Here is a 20,329-nt window from a genome sequence, read left to right on the forward strand (position 1 = left end):
GCCGGGCGGGGCGGTGTACGACGGAGAGGCGCCCCCCGGACACGGGGGGCGCCTCTCCGTCGTCACCTGCGACTACGGCAGCGCCAGCATCCGCTCCAGCGCCAGCTTCGCGAACGCCTCGGTCTCCTTGTCGACCTCGATGCGGTTGACGAGGTTGCCCTCGGCCAGGGACTCCAGGGTCCACACCAGGTGGGGCAGGTCGATGCGGTTCATCGTCGAGCAGAAGCAGACCGTCTTGTCGAGGAAGACGATCTCCTTGCCCTCGGGCGCGAACCGGTTCGCGAGGCGCCGTACGAGGTTCAGCTCCGTGCCGATCGCCCACTTGGAGCCGGCCGGGGCGGCCTCCAGGGCCTTGATGATGTATTCGGTGGAGCCGACGTAGTCCGCCGCCGCGACGACCTCGTGCTTGCACTCGGGGTGCACGAGGACGTTGACGCCCGGGATGCGCTCGCGCACGTCGTTCACCGAGTCGACGCTGAAGCGGCCGTGCACCGAGCAGTGGCCGCGCCACAGGATCATCTTCGCGCCGCGCAGTTCCTCGGCGGTCAGTCCGCCGTTCGGCTTGTGCGGGTTGTAGAGCACGCAGTCGTCCAGGGACATGCCCATGTCGCGGACGGCGGTGTTGCGGCCGAGGTGCTGGTCGGGCAGGAACAGCACCTGCGAACCCTGCTCGAAGGCCCACTCCAGGGCCCGCTGGGCGTTCGAGGACGTACAGATCGTGCCGCCGTGCTTGCCGGTGAACGCCTTGATGTCCGCGGACGAGTTCATGTACGAGACGGGCACGACCTGCTCGGCTATACCGGCCTCGGTCAGGACGTCCCAGCACTCGGCGACCTGCTCGGCGGTGGCCATGTCGGCCATCGAGCAGCCCGCGGCGAGGTCCGGCAGGACGACCTTCTGGGCGTCGCCCGTGAGGATGTCGGCGGACTCCGCCATGAAGTGCACACCGCAGAAGACGATGTACTCGGCCTCCGGACGGGCGGCCGCGTCGCGGGCCAGTTTGAACGAGTCACCCGTGACGTCAGCGAACTGGATGACCTCGTCGCGCTGGTAGTGGTGGCCGAGCACGAAGACCTTGTCGCCGAGCTTCTCCTTGGCCGCCCGTGCGCGCTCGACCAAGTCCGGGTCGGACGGTGAGGGCAGGTCGCCGGGGCACTCGACGCCCCGCTCGCTGTTCGGGTCGGCCTGGCGGCCGAGCAGCAGCAGGGCGAGGGGCGTCGGCTGTACGTCGAGCTCCTGGGTCTGGGCGGTGGTCACGACACGCACCCTTTCTGTTCTGCGGGTCACCGGGCTCTTGGGGAGCGGTCCGGCGGGACGATACCTTTTCGTCTATTTGACGCTATCTATCATAACCGCTTCACGTCACGTTGACGATGGGCCATAGCGTCCATGTGACATGAATCCCGATCGCCTCTCGGTCGGGTGACCCCCGGGTGTCCGTGGGGTTGCCCACGGGCCGGTGTTCGTGCGCGGGCGCATGTGCGAGCATGAAGAGAGAAGGCAGAAGACACGAGCTCGGCCCGGAATGAATCCGCGGCCCCGCCGGTTGCAACCTGCGGCAAGCAGTCTCCGTACAACCCGGGAGAGAAGCAGATGTCCGTATCGGACGAGACCACCACCGTGAGCGACGGCATCATCCTGTCCGACGCCGCCGCTGCCAAGGTCAAGGCCCTGCTCGACCAGGAAGGCCGTGAAGACCTGGCGCTGCGCGTCGCCGTTCAGCCCGGCGGCTGCTCCGGCCTGCGGTACCAGCTCTTCTTCGACGAGCGCTCGCTCGACGGCGACGTGGTCAAGGACTTCGACGGTGTGAAGGTCGTCACCGACCGCATGAGCGCCCCGTACCTGGGCGGCGCCTCGATCGACTTCGTCGACACCATCGAGAAGCAGGGCTTCACGATCGACAACCCGAACGCGACGGGCTCCTGCGCCTGCGGCGACTCCTTCAGCTAGTCCGCCCCCGGGCCGGTTCCACGGCTCGTGGAGAAGGCGCGTGCACGCGGAGTACGGACGAAGGCGGCGTCCCCCTGCCTCAGGGGGACGCCGCCTTCGCGTGTCCGGGACCGGGCCGCCCGCGCCTACCGGGGCCCGGGCGGCGTCGCAGCGGACGTGGGCGGTGTCGCCGCGGACGTCTCGGGGACGCCGAAGTGCCCGTGGTGGACGGCCCTGCCGTCGCTCCCCACGACCTCGCGACCGCCGAGCGGCTCGTCCAGGCGCACGGTCTTCTCGTAGATCTTGGCGATCATGATGCAGACCTTGTTCTTCCAGGGCTTCTCCGTCACGGTGACGGTGACCCTGCCGGAACTCTCGCTCACCGACACCGAGTAGTGGGCGCAGACCCCGCCGGTGAAGCTGACGGTCAGGTCCCTGCCCTTTGCCGTGTAGCCCTGGACGCCGACGTCACGCGTGGCCGCCGGGGAGGACGGCTCGCCGGACGGCACCGGCACGGCCGGGTCCGCGCTCGGCGGCGCCGGTGACTCCGGCGAGGCGAGGAACGCCGGGTCGACCGCCGGACGCGTCACGGTGTACGTGTCCCGCGCGCCCGGCGACCGCACCTCGAACAGCCAGGACGGCACCAGCACCTGCCGTCCGTCCGCACGCTGGGCCGCCAGTCCGAAGACGGCCTTCTCGACGGTCGCGGCCTCCGGCTCCGGCTTCGCGGAGGGGTGCTCGCACGGCGTCTCGTCCCGGTCCTTCAGCGGTACGGGGCTCGCGCAGCCGCCGATGCCCATGCGCCTGTCGGCCTTCGCCGACCCGTTCATCAGGTCCAGCGTCTTCCGTGCACCGACGACCGGGTACGCGTCCCCCTCCACCGGCGCCTTCAGCCGGCCGCTGCCTCCGACGACACGGCCGTCCGTGCCGATCCGCAGGCCGGTCGTCCAGCCGTAGGTGGGCAGCCCGCCCATGACCGGGTCGGCGTTCACGACCCGTACCCGGTCCATGAGCTGGCTCGCGTCCAGCTTCGCGTCGTCCTGGCCCACCGCCTTCAGCACCGGCGCCGCCGCCTTCTCGGCCGCCGCCTCGCTCACCGGGCCCGGCGCGGAGTCCGCCGCCGAGAAGCCGGAGCGGGCGGGAGCGCACCTCGTGACCTTGACGCAGTTGTCGCCTCCCGGCAGGGCGGAGGCGTAGGTCCAGGTCCCCGGAGCGTCCGCGGTCACCCGCAGGTTCGGCTCGCTGCCGTCCCCGGCGGTGCCGACGGTCCAGGAGTCCCCGGAGAGCCGGGGGGTGCCCGCCAGGCCCAGGGCCTTCGCGAGCCGGGCCACCTCGGCCCGGGTGACCGTGCCCTCGGCCCACCGCACGTGCGCCGAGCCGGGCCCCGAGGGGAGTGTGCCGCTCGCGCGGTAGGTCGTGCCGTAGGGGTCGGGCTCGCCGGGCGCGATGCCGGCGGTGCTGCCCGTGGCGTCGTCGCCCGAGGTGCTCGCGGCGTAGCCCTCGAGGGCGAGCGGCGGGGGAGTGCCGTCGGCGCCGGGGGTGCCGGAACGGCCGCCTCCGGCCGCCGTCGCGGCGAAGTAGGCGCCGCCGCCCCCGGCGAGCAGCACGGCGGCGGCGACCGAGGCGACGAGCACCGGAGTGCGCCGACGGCGCGCCCCGTCGGCTCCGGCGCCCTCGCCGTGTCCCGCGCCGGACCCCACGACGGCGACCTCGGGGTGCTCGTCGCGGGACTCCCCGCCGGAACCCCCGCCGACCCCACCGGAGTCACCGGCCTCGTCCTCGCCGGACCCTTCCGGGGCACCTTCGACGGCACTCTCGACGGCGCCCTCGCCGGAGTCGCCGGCCTCGTCCTCGTCCTCGCGGGATCCTTCCGGGGCCGCCCCGTCGGTGTCCTCGGGCGAGCCGGGCGGTTCGGGGGAGTCCCCGACGGAACCCCCGACGGAACCCTCGGCGGCGTCCTCGCCGGTCGCCCCGTCGGTGTCCCCGCCGGAACTCCCGTCGGCCTCCTCACCGGAACCCGGGACGGCGCCCTCCGGGGTGTCCGCGACCGTGCCGGCGGCATCCGTCACGTCGGCGGCGTCCGTCGCGGTGCCCCCCTCGGGGGGATCCTCGACGGTGCCCCCGGCCGTGTCCTCGGCGGGACCCTCGGCGTGACCCCCGACGGGATCGGTCGCGTCGTTGTCGGGTCGCTCGGTGCTCACCGCATCGCTCCTTCGGCTCCGCTGCCGTCCCACGACCCGGCCCTGTCGATGACGGGCACTCCAGGGTCGTACGGCGCATCCCTTTCACGGGGGACGCCGATGGGACGCAGCGGGGGAGCGCACGGTTCCCCGCATGCGCACCCGTCTTCACCCGGGCGGCGCCGGGGCTCACCCGTACGGCGGCACCGCCCGGACGGCGCGGTCAGTCGCCGTAGTCGGACATGGCGTCCAGCAGCCGCGCTGAGGCGGGCGGGACCGTCACCCCGTGGATGAGGGAGGGGGAGACGTGGAGCGCGGGGACGGGAGCGGGGGCCGACCAGTGGCCGGCCATCCGGGCGCAGTCGCCGCGCAGCGACTCCAGGTCGCCCTCCAGGTCGCCGACCGGGCCGAGCGGAGCGGTGCCGTGGACCTTGATGTTCGTCATACCGGAACCGTATGCACCGTTGCCGTCACGAAGAAAGATCTACTATCGGGTAGTTTTGGCCCTTCAGGGGTCGCGTGCGGACCCGGTAGCGTTAACTGTCAATCCCCTCCCCTCGCAGGAGCGTGTCCTAGCCGTGCGTATCGCAGTCACCGGCTCCATCGCCACCGACCACCTCATGACCTTCCCCGGCCGTTTCGCCGACCAGCTGGTCGCCGACCAGCTGCACACGGTCTCCCTCTCCTTCCTGGTCGACAACCTCGATGTCCGCCGCGGCGGGGTCGGCGCGAACATCGCGTTCGGCATGGGCCAGCTCGGTACCCGCCCGATCCTGGTCGGAGCGGCCGGTTCCGACTTCGACGAGTACCGTGCCTGGCTGGACCGGCACGGCGTCGACACCGAGTCCGTGCGCATCTCCGAGGTGCTGCACACCGCGCGCTTCGTGTGCACCACGGACGCCGACCACAACCAGATCGGCTCCTTCTACACGGGCGCGATGAGCGAGGCCCGCCTCATCGAGCTCAAGGCCGTCGCGGACCGGGTCGGCGGTCTCGACCTCGTCCTGATCGGGGCGGACGACCCCGAGGGGATGCTCCGCCACACCGAGGAGTGCCGCTCGCGCGGGATCCCGTTCGCCGCCGACTTCTCGCAGCAGATCGCGCGCATGAACGGCGAGGAGATCCGGGTCCTGCTGGAGGGCGCGGAGTTCCTCTTCTCGAACGAGTACGAGAAGGGGCTCATCGAGTCCAAGACGGGCTGGAGCGACGAGGAGATCCTCTCCAAGGTCGGCCACCGGGTGACCACCCTCGGCTCGCGCGGCGTCCGCATCGAGCGCGTCGGCCACGACCCGATCGAGGTCGGCTGCCCCGAGGAGCAGCTCAAGGCGGACCCGACGGGCGTCGGCGACGCGTTCCGCGCCGGCTTCCTCTCCGGTCTCGCCTGGGGGGTCGGCCTGGAGCGCGCCGCGCAGGTCGGCTGCATGCTCGCCACCCTGGTCATCGAGACCGTCGGCACGCAGGAGTACACGCTGAGCCGCGCCCACTTCATGGAGCGCTTCACCAAGGCGTACGGCGACGACGCCGCCACCGAGGTCAAGGCGCACCTCTCCTAGTGCCGCAGCACTAGACCCCGCGCACGGCGAAAGGTCCGGGCCCGCCTCCGTCCGACGGAGGCGGGCCCGGACCTTTCGCCCGGGGCCCGCCTCCGCCCGGCGCGGGCAGGGTCGGCCCGCCTCCGCGGGGCGGTCCTACGACAGCCGGCGGACGACGTAGGCCGAGCCGTGCTCCGCGGGCTCCTCCCCGACGTACTCCTGGCCCCGCATCTCGCACCACGCAGGGACGTCGAGGCGGGCCGCCTCGTCGTCGGACAGGACCCGGACCGTGCCGCCGACGGGCACGTCCCCGATGACCTTGGCCAGCTCGATGACGGGGATCGGGCAGCGCCTGCCCAGCGCGTCGACCACCAGCGCGTCGGCGGCCGCGGGGACCTTCGTCACCGCCGTCGGCGCCCCCAGCCTCTCGCGGACCCCCGAGACCACCCCCGGAAGCACCGACAGGAAGCGGTCGACGTCCTCCTCCCCGGTGCCGGGCGGCAGCGACACCCGCACGTTGCCCTCGCTCAGGACACCCATGGCCTTCAGGACGTGGCTGGGGGTCAGGGTGCTGCTCGTGCAGGACGAGCCCGAGGAGACCGAGAAGCCCGCCCGGTCCAGTTCGTGCAGCAGGGTCTCTCCATCGACATAGAGACAGGAGAAGGTGACGATCCCCGGCAGCCGGTGGACCGCGTCGCCGACCACCTCGACGTCCGGCACCAGCGCGGGCACCCGCGCCCGGATCCGCTCCGTCAGTTCACGCAGGCGCCCCGCCTCCACCGCCGCCTCCGCCCGGACGGCGCGCAGCGAGGCCGCCGCGGCGACGATCGCCGGGATGTTCTCGAACCCGGCCGCCCGCCCCGACTCCCGCTCGTCCGCCGGGCCTTGGGGCGCGAACCGTACGCCCTTGCGGACGACGAGCAGCCCCACGCCCGAGGGGCCGCCCCATTTATGGGCACTTGCCGTCAACAGGGACCAGTCGCCCTCCACCCGTCCCCAGCCCAGCGACTGCGCCGCGTCCACCAGCAGCGGCACTCCTGCCTCCCGGCACATCTGTGCCACCTCGGCGACCGGCTGCTCCGTGCCCACCTCGTGGTTGGCGGACTGGAGGCAGGCCAGCGCGGTGCCGGGACCCAGGGCCTCGGCATAGGAAGAAGGGGACACCCGTCCGCCACGCCCGACCTGAACGCGGGTCACCGTTCCGCCCGACGCCTCGTGGGCGTCCGCCGAGTGGAGCACCGACGAGTGTTCGACGGCTGACACGATCAGGTGGTGTCCGACGCGTCGCCGGCCGGCCAGGGCGCCCTCGACGCCGGAGTGCACCGCGCGGGTGCCGGAGGTGGTGAAGGCCAGTTCGTCGGGGCGGCAGCCCACCGCCTCGGCCGCCGCCTCGCGCGCCGCGTCGAGGAGCAGCCGGGCCCTCCTCCCCTCGCGGTAGAGACGGGCGGGGTCGGCCCACCCCTCGTCGAACGAGGCCTGCAGGGCCTGCCGGGCGACGGGGTGCAGCGGGGCCGCGGACGCGGCGTCGAAGTAGGACACACCACCACGCTAGGGCCTGTCCGGCGGTTTCCGTCCGCCGGGTGGTGACGGGAACCGTCGGGCGGACCCCGGTCCTGCCGTCCGGGCCGGAGGGGTGCCGAGGTGCGTCCCTCCGCGTGAGTCCGAGCGGCGGATACCGGTCCCGCGGCGGCGCGCGTCCGCCCGTCGCCGGTCCTCCCAAGGGGGCGTCAGAAGGCATCCGGACTGGGGCATTCCAGGTACTCTGACAGGGTCTTGCAGGCGAAACAGCACTCCTTCGGGGAGTCGGGCGGCGCGTTGGGCACCCTCCCCGCGCGACCCCAAATAGCGTCCAGTAGGGTTTGGTCCGCATAAACATCCAAACCCCTGCCCGACGCAGGGCGGCGACCGACCAGCGAGAAGGCCGCAGCCAACAGCGCGGGCGAGACTCTCGGGAAGGCGCTACGTGAGTCCCAACGGCTCCGACCGCTCGCCGCGGCGCCCGATGCGGCGGAAGCTGCTGCAGGCAATGACTGCGGGCCTGGTCCTGGCGACAGCCACTGGTTGCTCGTACAACTGGGAAGACTTCCCCCGCCTTGGTATGCCCACCCCGGTCACGGAGGAGGCTCCGCGGATCCTCTCCCTCTGGCAGGGCTCGTGGGCGGCCGCGCTCGCCACGGGCGTGCTGGTCTGGGGCCTGATCCTGTGGAGCGTCATCTTCCACCGGCGCAGCCGGACCAAGGTCGAAGTTCCCCAGCAGACCCGGTACAACATGCCGATCGAGGCGCTGTACACGGTGGTCCCGCTCATCATCGTCTCCGTGCTGTTCTACTTCACGGCACGTGACGAGACGAAGCTCCTCAGCCTCAAGCCGAAGCCCGACGTCACGGTCAACGTGGTCGGCTTCCAGTGGAGCTGGGGCTTCAACTACGTCGCGGACGTCCCCGGTTCCTCCGGGAACGCCAAGACGGATCCGAACCTGTCCGCCATTCCGGACCGGTTCAAGGAGCAGTTCCCGGCGAACGCCGGCGGTGTCTACGACGTCGGCACGCCCGCCACGAAGAACCCGCAGACGGGCAACCCGGGTCCGACCCTCTGGCTCCCCAAGGGCAAGACGGTCCGATTCATCCTCACTTCGCGTGACGTCATCCACTCCTTCTGGGTGGTGCCGTTCCTCATGAAGCAGGACGTCATCCCGGGCCACACCAACTCCTTCCAGGTGACGCCCAACCGTGAGGGCACCTTCCTGGGCAAGTGCGCCGAGCTGTGCGGCGTCGACCACTCCCGGATGCTCTTCAACGTGAAGGTCGTCTCCCCCGAGCGCTACGAGGCCCACCTCAAGGAGCTCGCTGAGAAGGGACAGACCGGTTACGTCCCGGCCGGCATTGAGCAGACGGGCCACGAGAAGAACCGGGAGACGAACAACCTGTGAGCATCCTCAACGAACCCCAGGGTGCCGCCGCCGAAGACTCGTACGAGAACGAGCTGCCGGTGCGGCGCAAGCAGCCCGGCAGCGTCGTGGTCAAGTGGCTCACCACCACCGACCACAAGACGATCGGCACGCTCTATCTGGTGACGTCGTTCGCGTTCTTCCTGGTCGGCGGCGTCATGGCGCTGCTCATGCGCGCCGAACTGGCGCGTCCCGGCCTGCAGATCATGTCGAACGAGCAGTTCAACCAGGCGTTCACGATGCACGGCACGATCATGCTGCTGATGTTCGCGACGCCCCTGTTCGCCGGTTTCACGAACTGGATCATGCCGCTGCAGATCGGCGCGCCCGACGTGGCGTTCCCGCGGCTGAACATGTTCGCCTACTGGCTGTACCTCTTCGGCTCGACGATCGCGGTCGGCGGCTTCCTCACCCCGCAGGGCGCGGCCGACTTCGGCTGGTTCGCCTACAGCCCGCTGTCGGACGCGGTCCGCTCGCCGGGCATCGGCGCCGACATGTGGATCATGGGTCTGGCCTTCTCCGGCTTCGGCACGATCCTCGGCGCGGTCAACTTCATCACCACGATCATCTGCATGCGCGCTCCCGGCATGACGATGTTCCGCATGCCGATCTTCACCTGGAACGTCCTGCTCACCGCGGTTCTGGTGCTGCTGGCCTTCCCCGTCCTCGCGGCGGCGCTGTTCGCCCTGGAGGCGGACCGGAAGTTCGGGGCGCACATCTTCGACCCGGTGAACGGCGGAGCCCTGCTCTGGCAGCACCTCTTCTGGTTCTTCGGCCACCCAGAGGTGTACATCATCGCGCTGCCGTTCTTCGGCATCATCTCCGAGGTCATCCCGGTCTTCAGCCGTAAGCCGATGTTCGGCTACATGGGTCTGATCGGCGCGACGATCGCGATCGCGGGTCTGTCCGTGACGGTGTGGGCGCACCACATGTACGTCACCGGCGGCGTTCTGCTCCCGTTCTTCTCCTTCATGACGTTCCTCATCGCGGTCCCGACCGGCGTGAAGTTCTTCAACTGGATCGGAACGATGTGGAAGGGCTCGCTGTCCTTCGAGACCCCGATGCTCTGGGCCGTCGGCTTCCTCATCACCTTCACCTTCGGTGGTCTGACCGGCGTGATCCTGGCCTCGCCGCCGATGGACTTCCACGTCTCGGACTCGTACTTCGTGGTGGCGCACTTCCACTACGTCGTGTTCGGCACCGTGGTGTTCGCGATGTTCTCCGGCTTCCACTTCTGGTGGCCGAAGTTCACCGGCAAGATCCTCGACGAGCGCCTCGGCAAGATCACCTTCTGGACGCTGTTCGTGGGCTTCCACGGCACGTTCCTGGTGCAGCACTGGCTCGGTGCCGAGGGCATGCCGCGTCGTTACGCGGACTACCTCGCGGCCGACGGCTTCACCGCGCTGAACACGTTCTCGACGATCAGCTCGTTCGTGCTCGGCCTGTCGATCCTGCCGTTCATGTACAACGTGTGGAAGACGGCCAAGTACGGCAAGAAGGTCGAGGTCGACGACCCGTGGGGCTACGGCCGTTCGCTGGAGTGGGCGACCTCCTGCCCGCCGCCGCGGCACAACTTCCTCACCCTGCCGCGGATCCGCAGTGAATCCCCGGCCTTCGACCTGCACCACCCGGAGATCGCCGCTCTCGACCAGCTCGAGACCGCCGGTCACGGTTCGTCGGCCCTTCCTGGCGGAAAGGAGGCCGGCAAGTGAAGGTCCAAGGCAAGATGTTCATCTGGCTGGCGGTGTTCATCCTCATCATGGGGATCGTCTACGGCGTGTGGTCCAAGGAGCCGGCCGGCACCACGGCCCTCTTCATGGGCTTCGGCCTGAGCATGATGATCGGCTACTACCTGGCCTTCACGGCCCGGCGGGTCGACGCCATGGCGCAGGACGACAAGGAGGCCGACGTCGCGGACGAGGCCGGCGAGGTGGGCTTCTTCAGCCCGCACAGCTGGCAGCCGCTCGCGCTCGGTGCCGGTGGCGCGCTCGCCTTCATGGGCGTCGTCTTCGGCTGGTGGCTGCTGTACTTCTCGGCGCCGCTCATCCTGCTCGGCCTGTGGGGCTGGGTCTTCGAGTACTACCACGGTGAGAACCGCACCCAGTAGCACGCGCTGAACACACGGGAGCCCGGACACTCCGTCAGGAGAGTCCGGGCTCCCTCGTTCGCCGGGACTTGCGTCCCCCGCTCGGCTCACCCGGCGCGCCGTGCTTGACGGACGTTCATAGCGTGGACTCATGAACCACTCACCGCGCATCCGCACGGTCGTCAGCTGCACCGCGCTGGTGGTCGCCCTCGGCGCAGGCGTCACCGCCTGCGGCTCCGGCGGCCGCCCGCTCTCGGCGAAGCCGTACGACGCGGCGGGACAGATCTCGTTCAAGGGCCTCTCGGAGGACAGCGGGAAGCAGACCAAGGTCGACCCCGACAAGCCCCTGGAAATCACCTCCGAGAGTGACGAGGGGCGCATCACCGACGTGACCGCCACGGACGCCTCAGGGCGCCACGTAGCGGGCGAACTGGCCGCCGACGGCAGCCGCTGGCACAGCACCTCGCCCCTCGCGGCGGGCGCCCACTACACGGTGCGCGTGAGCACCGAGGACCGCGACGGCGCCCCGGGCCGCAAGGTCGTCGGCTTCGACACCAGCACGCCCAAGGCGAAGAAGCTCCTGGACGTCACGTTCGGCCCCAAGGCGGGCAAGTACGGCGTCGGCCAGCCGATAACCGCTGAACTCAGCGCCCCCGTCAAGGACAAGGCGGCCCGCACGATCGTCGAACGCGCCCTCAGGGTCGACTCCGTCCCCGCGGTGGACGGCGCCTGGCACTGGGTGGACGACAAGACGCTGCACTACCGCCCCCGGGACTACTGGCCCGCCCACGCCGGCGTCACCGCCCACAGCAACCTCGCCGGGGTCAGGATCGGCGAACGCCTCTGGGGCGGCGGGGCCGAGACCGTGAAGATCACCACGGGCGACAGCCTGGTCGCCCTGACCGACGCCGCCGCCCACTCCATGACCGTCTACCGCAACGGTCAGAGCATCAAGCGGATCCCCGTCACCACGGGCAAGCCCGGCTTCGACACCCGCAACGGCGTCAAGGTCGTGCTCGGCAAGGAGTCCCTCGTACGGATGCGCGGCACCAGCATCGGCATCGCCGAGGGCAGTGCGGACTCCTACGACCTGGAGGTGCGCTACGCGACCCGGGTCACCTGGAGCGGTGAGTACGTCCACGCCGCGCCCTGGTCGACCGGCTCCCAGGGGTACGCCAACGTCAGCCACGGCTGCACCGGGATGAGCACCGAGAACGCCGAGTGGTTCTTCAACACGTTCAACGAGGGCGACATAGTCAAGGTCGTCAACTCCGACGGCAAGACCATGGACGCGTTCGGGAACGGCTTCGGCGACTGGAACCTCGACTGGAAGGACTGGCGCGAGGGCAGCGCGCTGGTGGCCGGGTCCCCGGACGTCCCCAACCCCGCCCAGCGTGCCCGACTGCGCCCCCAGAGCGCGTGAGGCGCGCCAGGGCCCGTCCGGTTCTCCCTCCGTCGCGCACGAAGAGGGCGACGGAGGGAACGGCGCGGACGGGCCCTGGCGGGGCGCGGGTTCCTCAGGCGCTCAGGAGGTTCCTGCGGCGCAGCAGGGAGGCCAGTGAGGCGGCGAACTCCACCGGGTCGACCGGCAGGGTCACGGCGGCGTCGGCGCGGCTCCAGGTGGCCAGCCAGGCGTCCTGCGGGCGCCCGATGAGCAGCAGCACGGGCGGGCACTCGAAGATCTCGTCCTTGATCTGGCGGCACACCCCCATGCCGCCCATCGGCACCGCCTCGCCGTCCAGCACGCAGACGTCGATGCCGCCCTTGTCGAGTTCCCTGACGACGGCGGCCGGCGTCGCGCACTCGACGAACTCGACGAGAGGGGCGTCGGGGGCGGGCCTGCGCCCGGTGGCGAGCCGCACCTGCGCGCGGGTGTTGGAGTCGTCGCTGTAGACCAGCACCGTGGCGGTCGGCTGCATGCTTCCTCCGAGACGTCAGCGTCGTACGGACATCGTGCGCATCGGGCTGATCGTCCCCGGCCCGATGCGCGGATGCTACTCCCTTGAACACCTCGTCAACACCGGTTCGGACAGGGCTTCGATGGTCCATCCGGGCTGGACACACCCGGTCAACACCCCGAACGGCACCCCCCGGCGTGAGGGCGGGATAAGCGACCGACATAATGTCGGTCGTGGCGACAGCAACGACAGTAGAAACCGGGCACGCGCACCCCTCGGTCAATCGACCGAACCTCGTCAGCGTCGGAACCATCATCTGGTTGAGTTCCGAGCTGATGTTCTTCGCGGCCCTCTTCGCGATGTACTTCACCCTGCGATCGGTGACCGGGCCGGATCACTGGAAGGAAATGGCGGACAGCCTGAACCTTCCGTTCTCGGCGACGAACACCACCATCCTGGTGCTCTCCTCCCTGACCTGCCAGCTCGGCGTGTTCGCCGCCGAGCGCGGGGACGTGAAGAAGCTCCGGATGTGGTTCATCGTCACCTTCGTCATGGGTGCGATCTTCATCGGCGGTCAGGTCTTCGAGTACACCGAACTGGTCACGAAGGACGGGCTCACGCTCTCCTCCGACCCGTACGGCTCGGTGTTCTACCTGACCACCGGCTTCCACGGACTGCACGTGACGGGCGGACTCATCGCCTTCCTGCTGGTCCTCGGTCGCACCTACGCGGCTCGGAGGTTCACTCACGAGCAGGCGACCGCCGCCATCGTCGTGTCCTACTACTGGCACTTCGTCGATGTCGTCTGGATCGGCCTCTTCGCCACGATCTACCTGATCAAGTAATCGGGCGCACCGCCCGAAACATCCAGAAGCACCGACGCAGAAGATCCTGACACCGGGGTAATCCGTGAAAAAGCTCTCCGCACGACGACGCCATCCGCTGGCGGCGGTCGTCGTCCTACTCCTCGCGCTGGCGGCCACCGGGGGGCTGTACGCCGCGTTCGCGCCCGCGGGCAAGGCGCAAGCCGATGAAACCGCCCAGTCCCTCGGCATCACCGAGGGCCAGAAGCTGTACTCCGTGGGCTGCGCAAGCTGCCACGGAACCGGCGGTCAGGGCAGTTCCGACGGTCCGAGCCTGGTGGGTGTCGGCGCCGCGGCGGTCGACTTCCAGGTCGGCACCGGCCGTATGCCGGCCCAGCAGCCGGGCGCCCAGATCCCGCGCAAGAAGGTGATCTACACCCAGGCCGAGATCGACCAGCTCGCGGCCTACATCGCCTCGCTCGGCGCCGGTCCCGCGATCCCGACCAAGAACCAGGTCAGCCCCGAGGGCGCGGACATCGCCAAGGGCGGCGAACTCTTCCGTACGAACTGCGCCCAGTGCCACAACTTCACCGGCAAGGGCGGCGCGCTGACGCACGGCAAGTACGCGCCGACCCTGGAGGGTGTCGACCCGAAGCACATCTACGAGGCCATGCAGACGGGCCCGCAGAACATGCCGTCCTTCCCCGACACCACGCTGACGGAGAAGAACAAGCAGGACATCATCGCGTACCTCGACGCGGTCAACGGTGACGACACCGAGAGCCCCGGCGGTCTCGAGCTGGGCGGCCTCGGGCCGGTCAGCGAGGGACTGTTCGGCTGGATCTTCGGTCTCGGAACCCTGGTCGCCGTCGCCGTCTGGGTCGCCGCTCGGACCGCAAAGGCCAAGAAGTCATGAGTAGCCAAGACATTCCAGAAGAGAACGTGCCCGCCGAGCGGGCCTCCGACGACCACGCCGGTCACGCTCCGGTAGCCGTCGCGGACGAGCAGAACCCGTTCGCGGACCCGGGGCTGCCGCCCCACGAGCACCGCATCCAGGACATCGACGAGCGGGCCGCCAAGCGGTCCGAGCGTCTGGTCGCGATGCTGTTCGTGCTGTCGATGCTGGCCACCGTCGGCTTCATCGCCTCCTACGTGGCGATCCCGGCCGACAAGTCGGTCTACATCTTCCCGCTCGGGCACATCAGCGCACTGAACTTCGCGCTGGGCATGACCCTCGGCGTGGCGCTGTTCGCGATCGGCGCGGGCGCGGTCCACTGGGCCCGCACCCTGATGTCCGACGTGGAGATCGCCGACGAGCGTCACCCGATCGAGGCGGCGCCCGAGGTCAAGGCCAAGGTCATGGCCGACTTCAGGGACGGTGCCAGGGAGTCCGCGCTCGGCCGCCGCAAGCTGATCCGCAACACGATGTTCGGCGCGCTGGCCCTGTTCCCGCTCTCCGGCGTCGTGCTGCTGCGCGACCTCGGCCCGCTGCCCGGCACGAAGCTGCGCCACACGCTGTGGTCCAAGGGCAAGCTCCTCGTCAACATGAACACGAACGAGCCGCTGCGTCCCTCGGACCTGGCCGTCGGTTCGCTCACCTTCGCCAAGCCCGAGGGCCTGGAGGAGCACGACGAGGACTTCCAGAAGGAGATCGCCAAGGCGGCCCTGATGATCGTCCGGCTCCAGCCGCAGGACATCAAAGACAAGCAGGAACTCGAGTGGTCCTACCAGGGCATCGTGGCGTACTCGAAGATCTGCACCCACGTCGGCTGCCCGATCTCCCTGTACGAGCAGCAGACGCACCACGCGCTGTGCCCGTGCCACCAGTCCACCTTCGACCTCTCCGACGGAGCCCGAGTCATCTTCGGCCCGGCCGGTCACGCCCTGCCGCAGCTGCAGATCGGTGTGAACGCTGAGGGCTACCTCGAAGCGCTCAGCGACTTCCAGGAGCCCGTCGGTCCTGCATTCTGGGAGCGCGGATGAGCACTACCACCACCTCCGACTCGCGCCCCTCGCGCGAGAAGGCGCCCGCCGGTGAGCGGGTAGCCGACTGGGCCGACGGCCGCCTCGGGATCTACTCCCTGGCCAAGGCCAACATGCGCAAGATCTTCCCCGACCACTGGTCGTTCATGCTGGGTGAGATCTGCCTCTACAGCTTCATCATCATCATCCTCACGGGTGTGTACCTGACCCTGTTCTTCCACCCGTCGATGAACGAGGTGGAGTACCACGGCAGCTACGTCCCGCTGCAGGGCCAGCTGATGTCCGAGGCGTTCAACTCGACCATGCACATCTCCTTCGATGTGCGCGGTGGTCTGCTGATCCGTCAGATCCACCACTGGGCCGCGCTGATCTTCCTCGCCGGCATGTTCGTGCACATGATGCGCGTGTTCTTCACGGGTGCGTTCCGCAAGCCCCGTGAGGTCAACTGGGTCTTCGGATTCCTGCTGTTCGTCCTCGGCATGTTCACCGGCTTCACCGGTTACTCGCTCCCGGACGACCTGCTCTCCGGCACCGGTGTCCGCTTCATGGAGGGCGCGATCCTGTCCGTGCCGATCGTCGGCACGTACCTGTCGTTCTTCCTGTTCGGCGGCGAGTTCCCGGGCGGCGACTTCGTGGCCCGCTTCTACTCGGTGCACGTGCTGCTGCTGCCGGGCATCATGCTCGGCCTGGTCGTCGGCCACCTGATCCTGGTCTTCTACCACAAGCACACGCAGTTCGCGGGTCCCGGCAAGACGAACAACAACGTCGTCGGCATGCCGCTGCTGCCGGTCTACATGGCCAAGGCCGGAGGCTTCTTCTTCCTGGTCTTCGGTGTCATCGCGGTCATCGCGGCGATCGCCTCGATCAACCCGATCTGGGCGCTGGGCCCGTACCGTCCGGACCAGGTGTCCACCGGAGCCCAGCCCGACTGGTACATGGGCTTCTCCGAGGGCCTGATCCGTGTCATGCCGGGCTGGGAGATCAACCTCTGGGGTCACACGCTCGTCCTGGGCGTGTTCATCCCGCTGGTCATCTTCCCGCTGGTCCTGGTCGCGATCGCGGTCTACCCGTTCATCGAGGGCTGGGTCACCGGCGACAAGCGCGAGCACCACATCCTGGACCGCCCGCGCAACGTCCCGACCCGGACGGCGTTCGGCGTCGCCTGGATCAGCTGGTACTTCGTCCTGCTCGTCGGCGGTGGCAACGACCTGTGGGCCACGCACTTCCACCTGTCGATCAACTCGATCACCTGGTTCGTCCGGATCGCGTTCTTCGTCGTGCCGGTGCTGACCTTCATCGCCACCAAGCGGATCTGCCTCGGCCTCCAGCGCCGGGACCGGGACAAGGTGCTGCACGGCCGTGAGTCGGGCATCATCAAGCGCCTGCCGCACGGTGAGTTCATCGAGGTCCACGAGCCGCTCAGCCAGGACGCGCTGCACACGCTCACCGCGCACGAGCAGTACAAGCCGGTCGAGATCGGCCCGACGGTCGACGAGAACGGTGTCGAGCGCAAGGTCTCGGGCACGCAGAAGCTGCGCGCCAAGATGAGCAAGGGCTTCTACGGCGACGAGGGCCAGATCCCCAAGCCCACCGTCGAGGAGTACAAGGAGATCGCGAGCGGCCACGGCCACCACTGATCCCCGGCTGTTCGCCACGGCTGGAGCCCCGTCCATGACATGGACGGGGCTCTTCGCCGTCCCCCGGGCTGGATAGGGTGGACTCTCACCCGGTGGTGCGGGGTGATCCACCCCGCGTCACCCACGACCGTGTCACCCGCGACCGCGTGACCGACGAACCCAGGAGCGACCATGAGCGCTGTGAACCCCGCTGGAGGCGACACCGCGGCGGGCCGTTCCTGGCCCGCGGTACTGAACGGCCTGCTCGAGGGCCGCGACCAGAGCGCGGACGACACGGCCTGGGCGATGGACCGCATCATGAGCGGCGAGGCGACCGACGCGCAGATCGCCGGGTTCATGGTGGCCCTGCGCGCCAAGGGCGAGACCGTCCAGGAGATCACCGGACTCGTCCGGGCGATGTACGCGCACGCCAACGTGATCGAGGTGCCCGGAAGCACCGTCGACATCGTCGGGACGGGCGGCGACGGCGCGAAGACCGTCAACATCTCCACGATGTCCTCGATCGTGGTGGCCGGCACCGGCGCCAAGGTCGTCAAGCACGGCAACCGGGCCGCGTCCTCCGCGTCCGGCTCGTCGGACGTCCTGGAGAAGCTCGGCGTCAATCTCCAGCTGCCGGTGAAGCGGGTCGCCGAGGTGGCCGAGGAGGCCGGGATCACCTTCTGCTTCGCGGTCAAGTTCCACCCGGCGCTGCGTCACGCCGCCGCGGCCCGCGGCCAGTTGGGCATCCGGACCACCTTCAACGTGCTCGGACCGCTGACCAACCCGGCGCGGGTGAAAGCCCAGGCGGTCGGTGTCGCCGATCCCCGGATGGCGCCCATCGTGGCGGGCGTGTTCGCCGAGCGCGGCAACTCCTCGCTCGTCTTCCGCGGCGACGACGGCCTCGACGAGCTGACCACCACCGGGGGCTCCGACGTCTGGATCGTCCGCGACGGCGAGGTCACGAAGGAGCGCTTCGACCCCCGCGACGTGGGGCTCGGCATCGTCCCGGTGGAGGCCCTGCGCGGCGCCGACGCCTCGTACAACGCGGAGGTCGCCCGGCGCCTGCTGGACGGCGAGAAGGGGGCCGTACGGGACGCCGTCCTGCTGAACTCGGCGGCGGCCCTGGTGGCCCTCACCCAGACCGGCGCGCCGCTCGCCGAGCAGCTCCGCGACCAGATGGAGAGGGCGGCCGAGGCGATCGACTCCGGGGCGGCGAGGCGCACCCTGGAGCGCTGGGTGGCCGCCAGCAACGCCTGATCCTCCCCGGGGAACGCGCGGGACGCAGTCCAGCATCCGGACTGCGTCTTGCGCGCGGAAGATCCTCTGGCAGGATGCTGTACCAGGTCATGAGTGACAGCCATCAGGCCCCGGCCGGCTGTCCGGCAACCCTCCGTCCGTGGCGGGGTGCCCCGGGTGAAGACCAGGTCGTGGGCAGCGAGGCCCACGGCAAGCGCGGACCCCTCCCGCTCTCCGGGCGGACAACCAGGGGTCCTGGTCGTTCGAGGGAGCCTTCTGTGAGCAAGCGAATGCGTTAGGGCGCCGAGCCCCGCCTCCGCACACCCCTTTTCACCTTTTCCCGCGCCGAGCGCCGCCTTCCGGCGGCCGGCTCGCGCGGTGATCCCGCCTGCCTCTCACAGGAGCTCGCCATGTCTGTCTCCACCGTTGCCGCCGACCAGAGCATTTGTGCCCCGCTGCCCGTTCTCGGCCGGGATGTCACCGTCCCGCTCGTCACCGGCGGCGAGGTGACCTACGCGGCCCTCGACTACGCCGCCAGCGCGCCCGCCCTCCAGCGGGTGTGGGACGACGTGGCCGCGTACGCCCCGTACTACGGCAGCGTCCACCGGGGCGCCGGCTACCTCTCGCAGCTGTCCACCGACCTCTTCGAGAACGCCCGCAGGACCGTCGAGGAGTTCCTCGACTGCCGTACCGGCGACCAGGTGGTCTTCACCCGCTCCACCACCGACTCGCTCAACCTGCTCGCCGCGGCCCTCCCGGCCGACTGCCAGGTCTTCGTCTTCGAGACCGAGCACCACGCCTCGCTGCTGCCCTGGCGCGACGCCCGGGTGACCTACCTGAACGCCCCGCGCACCCCGGGCGAGGCCGTCGACACCCTGGAACGCGCTCTCGCGGCCCGTGACCCCTACGGACCGGCCCTGGTCTGCGTCACCGGCGCCTCGAACGTCACCGGCGAGCTGTGGCCGGTGCGGGAGCTGGCCGCCGCCGCGCACGCCCACGGCGCCCGCATCGTCCTCGACGCGGCCCAGCTCGCCCCGCACCACCCGGTGTCGGTCCAGGACCTCGACGTCGACTGGGTCGCCTTCTCCGGGCACAAGCTGTACGCGCCCTTCGGCTCCGGCGTCCTCGCGGGCCGCTCCGACTGGCTGCGCGAGGCCGACCCGTACCTCGCGGGCGGCGGCGCCAGCCGCCGGGTCACCCGGCGCGAGGACGGCGGCGTGGACGTGGAGTGGCACGACAGCGCCGCCCGCCACGAGGCCGGCTCCCCGAACGTCATCGGCGCCTACGCGATCGCGTCGGCCTGCAAGGCGCTCACCGAGGAGGGCTTCGACAAGCTCGTCGCCCGTGAGCGGCACCTGATCCGCACCGTCCGCGCGGGTCTCGCCGAGGTCCCCGAGGTCAGGGTCCTGTCCCTCTTCGGCGACGACGCCCCTCGGGTCGGCGTCATCTCCTTCGTCGTCGAGGGCTGGAACAGCTCGCACTTCGCGGCCGCGCTCTCCGCCGAGTACGGCATCGGGGTGCGCGACGGCCTCTTCTGCGCCCACCCGCTCGTCCGCACGCTGCTCGGCAGCGCACCGGAGACCCAGGGGGAGTGCGGAGCACCCGAGGCCGCCCCGGGCGAGAAGTCCCTCAACGCCATCCGCGTCAGCTTCGGGGCCGGTACCCCCGACGAGCACGTCGAGCGGTTCGTCCGCGCGGTGCGCGAGCTCGTCAGGGACGGCGCGCGCTGGCAGTACCGCACCGAGGACGGCCGCTGCGTCCCGGCGGTCTGACGCCCACGGGAGCCCCGCCCGGAGGCGGCGCCGCGCCGGTCAGTTGTCGAGGCCGATCGCGAACGCCGCCTCCAGGTCGTGCTGGGAGTACGTACGGAACGCCACGTGCGTGTCCGTCGCCTCGACGCCCGGGATCTTGCTGATCCTGCCGGGGATGACGTCCGCCAGGTCGTCGTGGGCCTGGACCCGGACCATGGCGATCAGGTCGTAGGTGCCGGTGACGGAGAAGACCTCGCTGACGCTCTCCAGCGACGCGATCGACTCGGCGATCTCGGGGATCCGGTCCACGCTGGTCTTGATGAGGACGATCGCGGTGATCACGTCTGCTTCTCTCCCTGGGAGGCCGC

At 70.0% G+C, this 20,329-nt stretch carries 18 protein-coding genes and 1 riboswitch; of the genes, 12 read left to right on the forward strand and 6 right to left on the reverse strand.

Annotated features, from left to right (window positions below):
• Nucleotides 1-72: 72 nt before the first annotated feature.
• A complete protein-coding gene (gene nadA, locus ACFW6B_RS25415) occupies nucleotides 73-1,257 on the reverse strand; it encodes a quinolinate synthase NadA (RefSeq protein ID WP_386599081.1) in 1,185 nt (394 codons plus the stop codon).
• Between the two features lie 336 nt (nucleotides 1,258-1,593).
• Here nadA and ACFW6B_RS25420 point away from each other — a divergent pair, with 336 nt between their 5' ends.
• Nucleotides 1,594-1,950 (forward strand): iron-sulfur cluster assembly accessory protein, encoded by a 357-nt coding sequence (locus ACFW6B_RS25420; protein ID WP_010987443.1) that lies wholly within the window; start codon nucleotides 1,594-1,596, stop codon nucleotides 1,948-1,950.
• Nucleotides 1,951-2,075: 125 nt separating this feature from the next.
• Here ACFW6B_RS25420 and ACFW6B_RS25425 read toward each other — a convergent pair whose 3' ends face one another.
• Both ACFW6B_RS25425 and ACFW6B_RS25430 read right to left on the reverse strand, forming a co-directional pair.
• Nucleotides 2,076-4,130, reverse strand: coding sequence for a hypothetical protein (locus ACFW6B_RS25425; protein ID WP_386599083.1), 2,055 nt, complete (start codon nucleotides 4,128-4,130; stop codon nucleotides 2,076-2,078).
• 202 nt (nucleotides 4,131-4,332) lie between these two features.
• Complete coding sequence (locus ACFW6B_RS25430; protein ID WP_386599085.1) at nucleotides 4,333-4,554, reverse strand: hypothetical protein; 222 nt, start codon at nucleotides 4,552-4,554, stop codon at nucleotides 4,333-4,335.
• A gap of 133 nt (nucleotides 4,555-4,687) precedes the next feature.
• Here ACFW6B_RS25430 and ACFW6B_RS25435 point away from each other — a divergent pair, with 133 nt between their 5' ends.
• Nucleotides 4,688-5,662 (forward strand): carbohydrate kinase family protein, encoded by a 975-nt coding sequence (locus tag ACFW6B_RS25435; RefSeq protein WP_386599088.1) that lies wholly within the window; start codon nucleotides 4,688-4,690, stop codon nucleotides 5,660-5,662.
• Between the two features lie 135 nt (nucleotides 5,663-5,797).
• On the opposite strand, the gene ACFW6B_RS25440 is transcribed toward ACFW6B_RS25435, so the two are convergent.
• A complete protein-coding gene (locus tag ACFW6B_RS25440; protein WP_386599090.1) occupies nucleotides 5,798-7,180 on the reverse strand; it encodes a cysteine desulfurase/sulfurtransferase TusA family protein in 1,383 nt (460 codons plus the stop codon).
• Between the two features lie 424 nt (nucleotides 7,181-7,604).
• Here ACFW6B_RS25440 and coxB point away from each other — a divergent pair, with 424 nt between their 5' ends.
• The 4 genes from coxB to ACFW6B_RS25460 all read left to right on the forward strand — a co-directional run bounded on the left by coxB (nucleotide 7,605) and on the right by ACFW6B_RS25460 (nucleotide 12,097).
• On the forward strand, nucleotides 7,605-8,570 hold the full coding sequence (gene coxB / locus ACFW6B_RS25445; protein ID WP_386599092.1) for a cytochrome c oxidase subunit II: 966 nt from the start codon (nucleotides 7,605-7,607) through the stop codon (nucleotides 8,568-8,570).
• The gene (ctaD, locus tag ACFW6B_RS25450) at nucleotides 8,567-10,300 is read left to right on the forward strand and encodes a cytochrome c oxidase subunit I (protein ID WP_386599094.1); all 1,734 of its coding nucleotides are present in this window, start codon (nucleotides 8,567-8,569) and stop codon (nucleotides 10,298-10,300) included. The genes coxB and ctaD overlap by 4 nt, the downstream gene beginning before the upstream one ends.
• Nucleotides 10,297-10,695, forward strand: coding sequence for a cytochrome c oxidase subunit 4 (locus ACFW6B_RS25455; RefSeq protein WP_386599095.1), 399 nt, complete (start codon nucleotides 10,297-10,299; stop codon nucleotides 10,693-10,695). The genes ctaD and ACFW6B_RS25455 overlap by 4 nt, the downstream gene beginning before the upstream one ends.
• A 130-nt stretch (nucleotides 10,696-10,825) precedes the next feature.
• On the forward strand, nucleotides 10,826-12,097 hold the full coding sequence (locus ACFW6B_RS25460) for an Ig-like domain-containing protein (RefSeq protein WP_386599097.1): 1,272 nt from the start codon (nucleotides 10,826-10,828) through the stop codon (nucleotides 12,095-12,097).
• Between the two features lie 94 nt (nucleotides 12,098-12,191).
• Here ACFW6B_RS25460 and ACFW6B_RS25465 read toward each other — a convergent pair whose 3' ends face one another.
• Nucleotides 12,192-12,593, reverse strand: coding sequence for a hypothetical protein (locus ACFW6B_RS25465; RefSeq protein ID WP_386599099.1), 402 nt, complete (start codon nucleotides 12,591-12,593; stop codon nucleotides 12,192-12,194).
• Between the two features lie 203 nt (nucleotides 12,594-12,796).
• Between ACFW6B_RS25465 and ACFW6B_RS25470 the strand changes: the two genes are divergently transcribed.
• From ACFW6B_RS25470 to ACFW6B_RS25495, 6 genes are all read left to right on the forward strand, one after another.
• Nucleotides 12,797-13,417: a heme-copper oxidase subunit III gene (locus tag ACFW6B_RS25470; protein WP_386599100.1), complete on the forward strand. Its 621-nt coding sequence runs from the start codon at nucleotides 12,797-12,799 to the stop codon at nucleotides 13,415-13,417.
• Nucleotides 13,418-13,481: 64 nt separating this feature from the next.
• Nucleotides 13,482-14,291: a c-type cytochrome gene (locus tag ACFW6B_RS25475; protein ID WP_386599102.1), complete on the forward strand. Its 810-nt coding sequence runs from the start codon at nucleotides 13,482-13,484 to the stop codon at nucleotides 14,289-14,291.
• The gene (locus ACFW6B_RS25480) at nucleotides 14,288-15,358 is read left to right on the forward strand and encodes a Rieske 2Fe-2S domain-containing protein (protein ID WP_386599105.1); all 1,071 of its coding nucleotides are present in this window, start codon (nucleotides 14,288-14,290) and stop codon (nucleotides 15,356-15,358) included. Before ACFW6B_RS25475 ends, ACFW6B_RS25480 begins: the two co-directional genes overlap by 4 nt.
• Nucleotides 15,355-16,995 (forward strand): cytochrome bc complex cytochrome b subunit, encoded by a 1,641-nt coding sequence (locus tag ACFW6B_RS25485; protein WP_386599107.1) that lies wholly within the window; start codon nucleotides 15,355-15,357, stop codon nucleotides 16,993-16,995. Before ACFW6B_RS25480 ends, ACFW6B_RS25485 begins: the two co-directional genes overlap by 4 nt.
• Nucleotides 16,996-17,166: 171 nt before the next feature.
• A complete protein-coding gene (gene trpD, locus ACFW6B_RS25490; protein WP_386599109.1) occupies nucleotides 17,167-18,231 on the forward strand; it encodes an anthranilate phosphoribosyltransferase in 1,065 nt (354 codons plus the stop codon).
• 85 nt (nucleotides 18,232-18,316) lie between these two features.
• A riboswitch (SAM riboswitch) is annotated at nucleotides 18,317-18,433 on the forward strand.
• Between the two features lie 187 nt (nucleotides 18,434-18,620).
• Complete coding sequence (locus tag ACFW6B_RS25495) at nucleotides 18,621-19,982, forward strand: aminotransferase class V-fold PLP-dependent enzyme (protein WP_386599111.1); 1,362 nt, start codon at nucleotides 18,621-18,623, stop codon at nucleotides 19,980-19,982.
• Between the two features lie 39 nt (nucleotides 19,983-20,021).
• Here the strand turns inward: ACFW6B_RS25495 and ACFW6B_RS25500 are convergent, their stop codons facing one another.
• Complete coding sequence (locus ACFW6B_RS25500) at nucleotides 20,022-20,303, reverse strand: Lrp/AsnC family transcriptional regulator (RefSeq protein ID WP_151469679.1); 282 nt, start codon at nucleotides 20,301-20,303, stop codon at nucleotides 20,022-20,024.
• Nucleotides 20,304-20,329 lie beyond the last annotated feature (26 nt).

It is taken from the genome of Streptomyces sp. NPDC058751, assembly GCF_042746485.1.
Classification (GTDB): Bacteria; Actinomycetota; Actinomycetes; order Streptomycetales; family Streptomycetaceae; genus Streptomyces.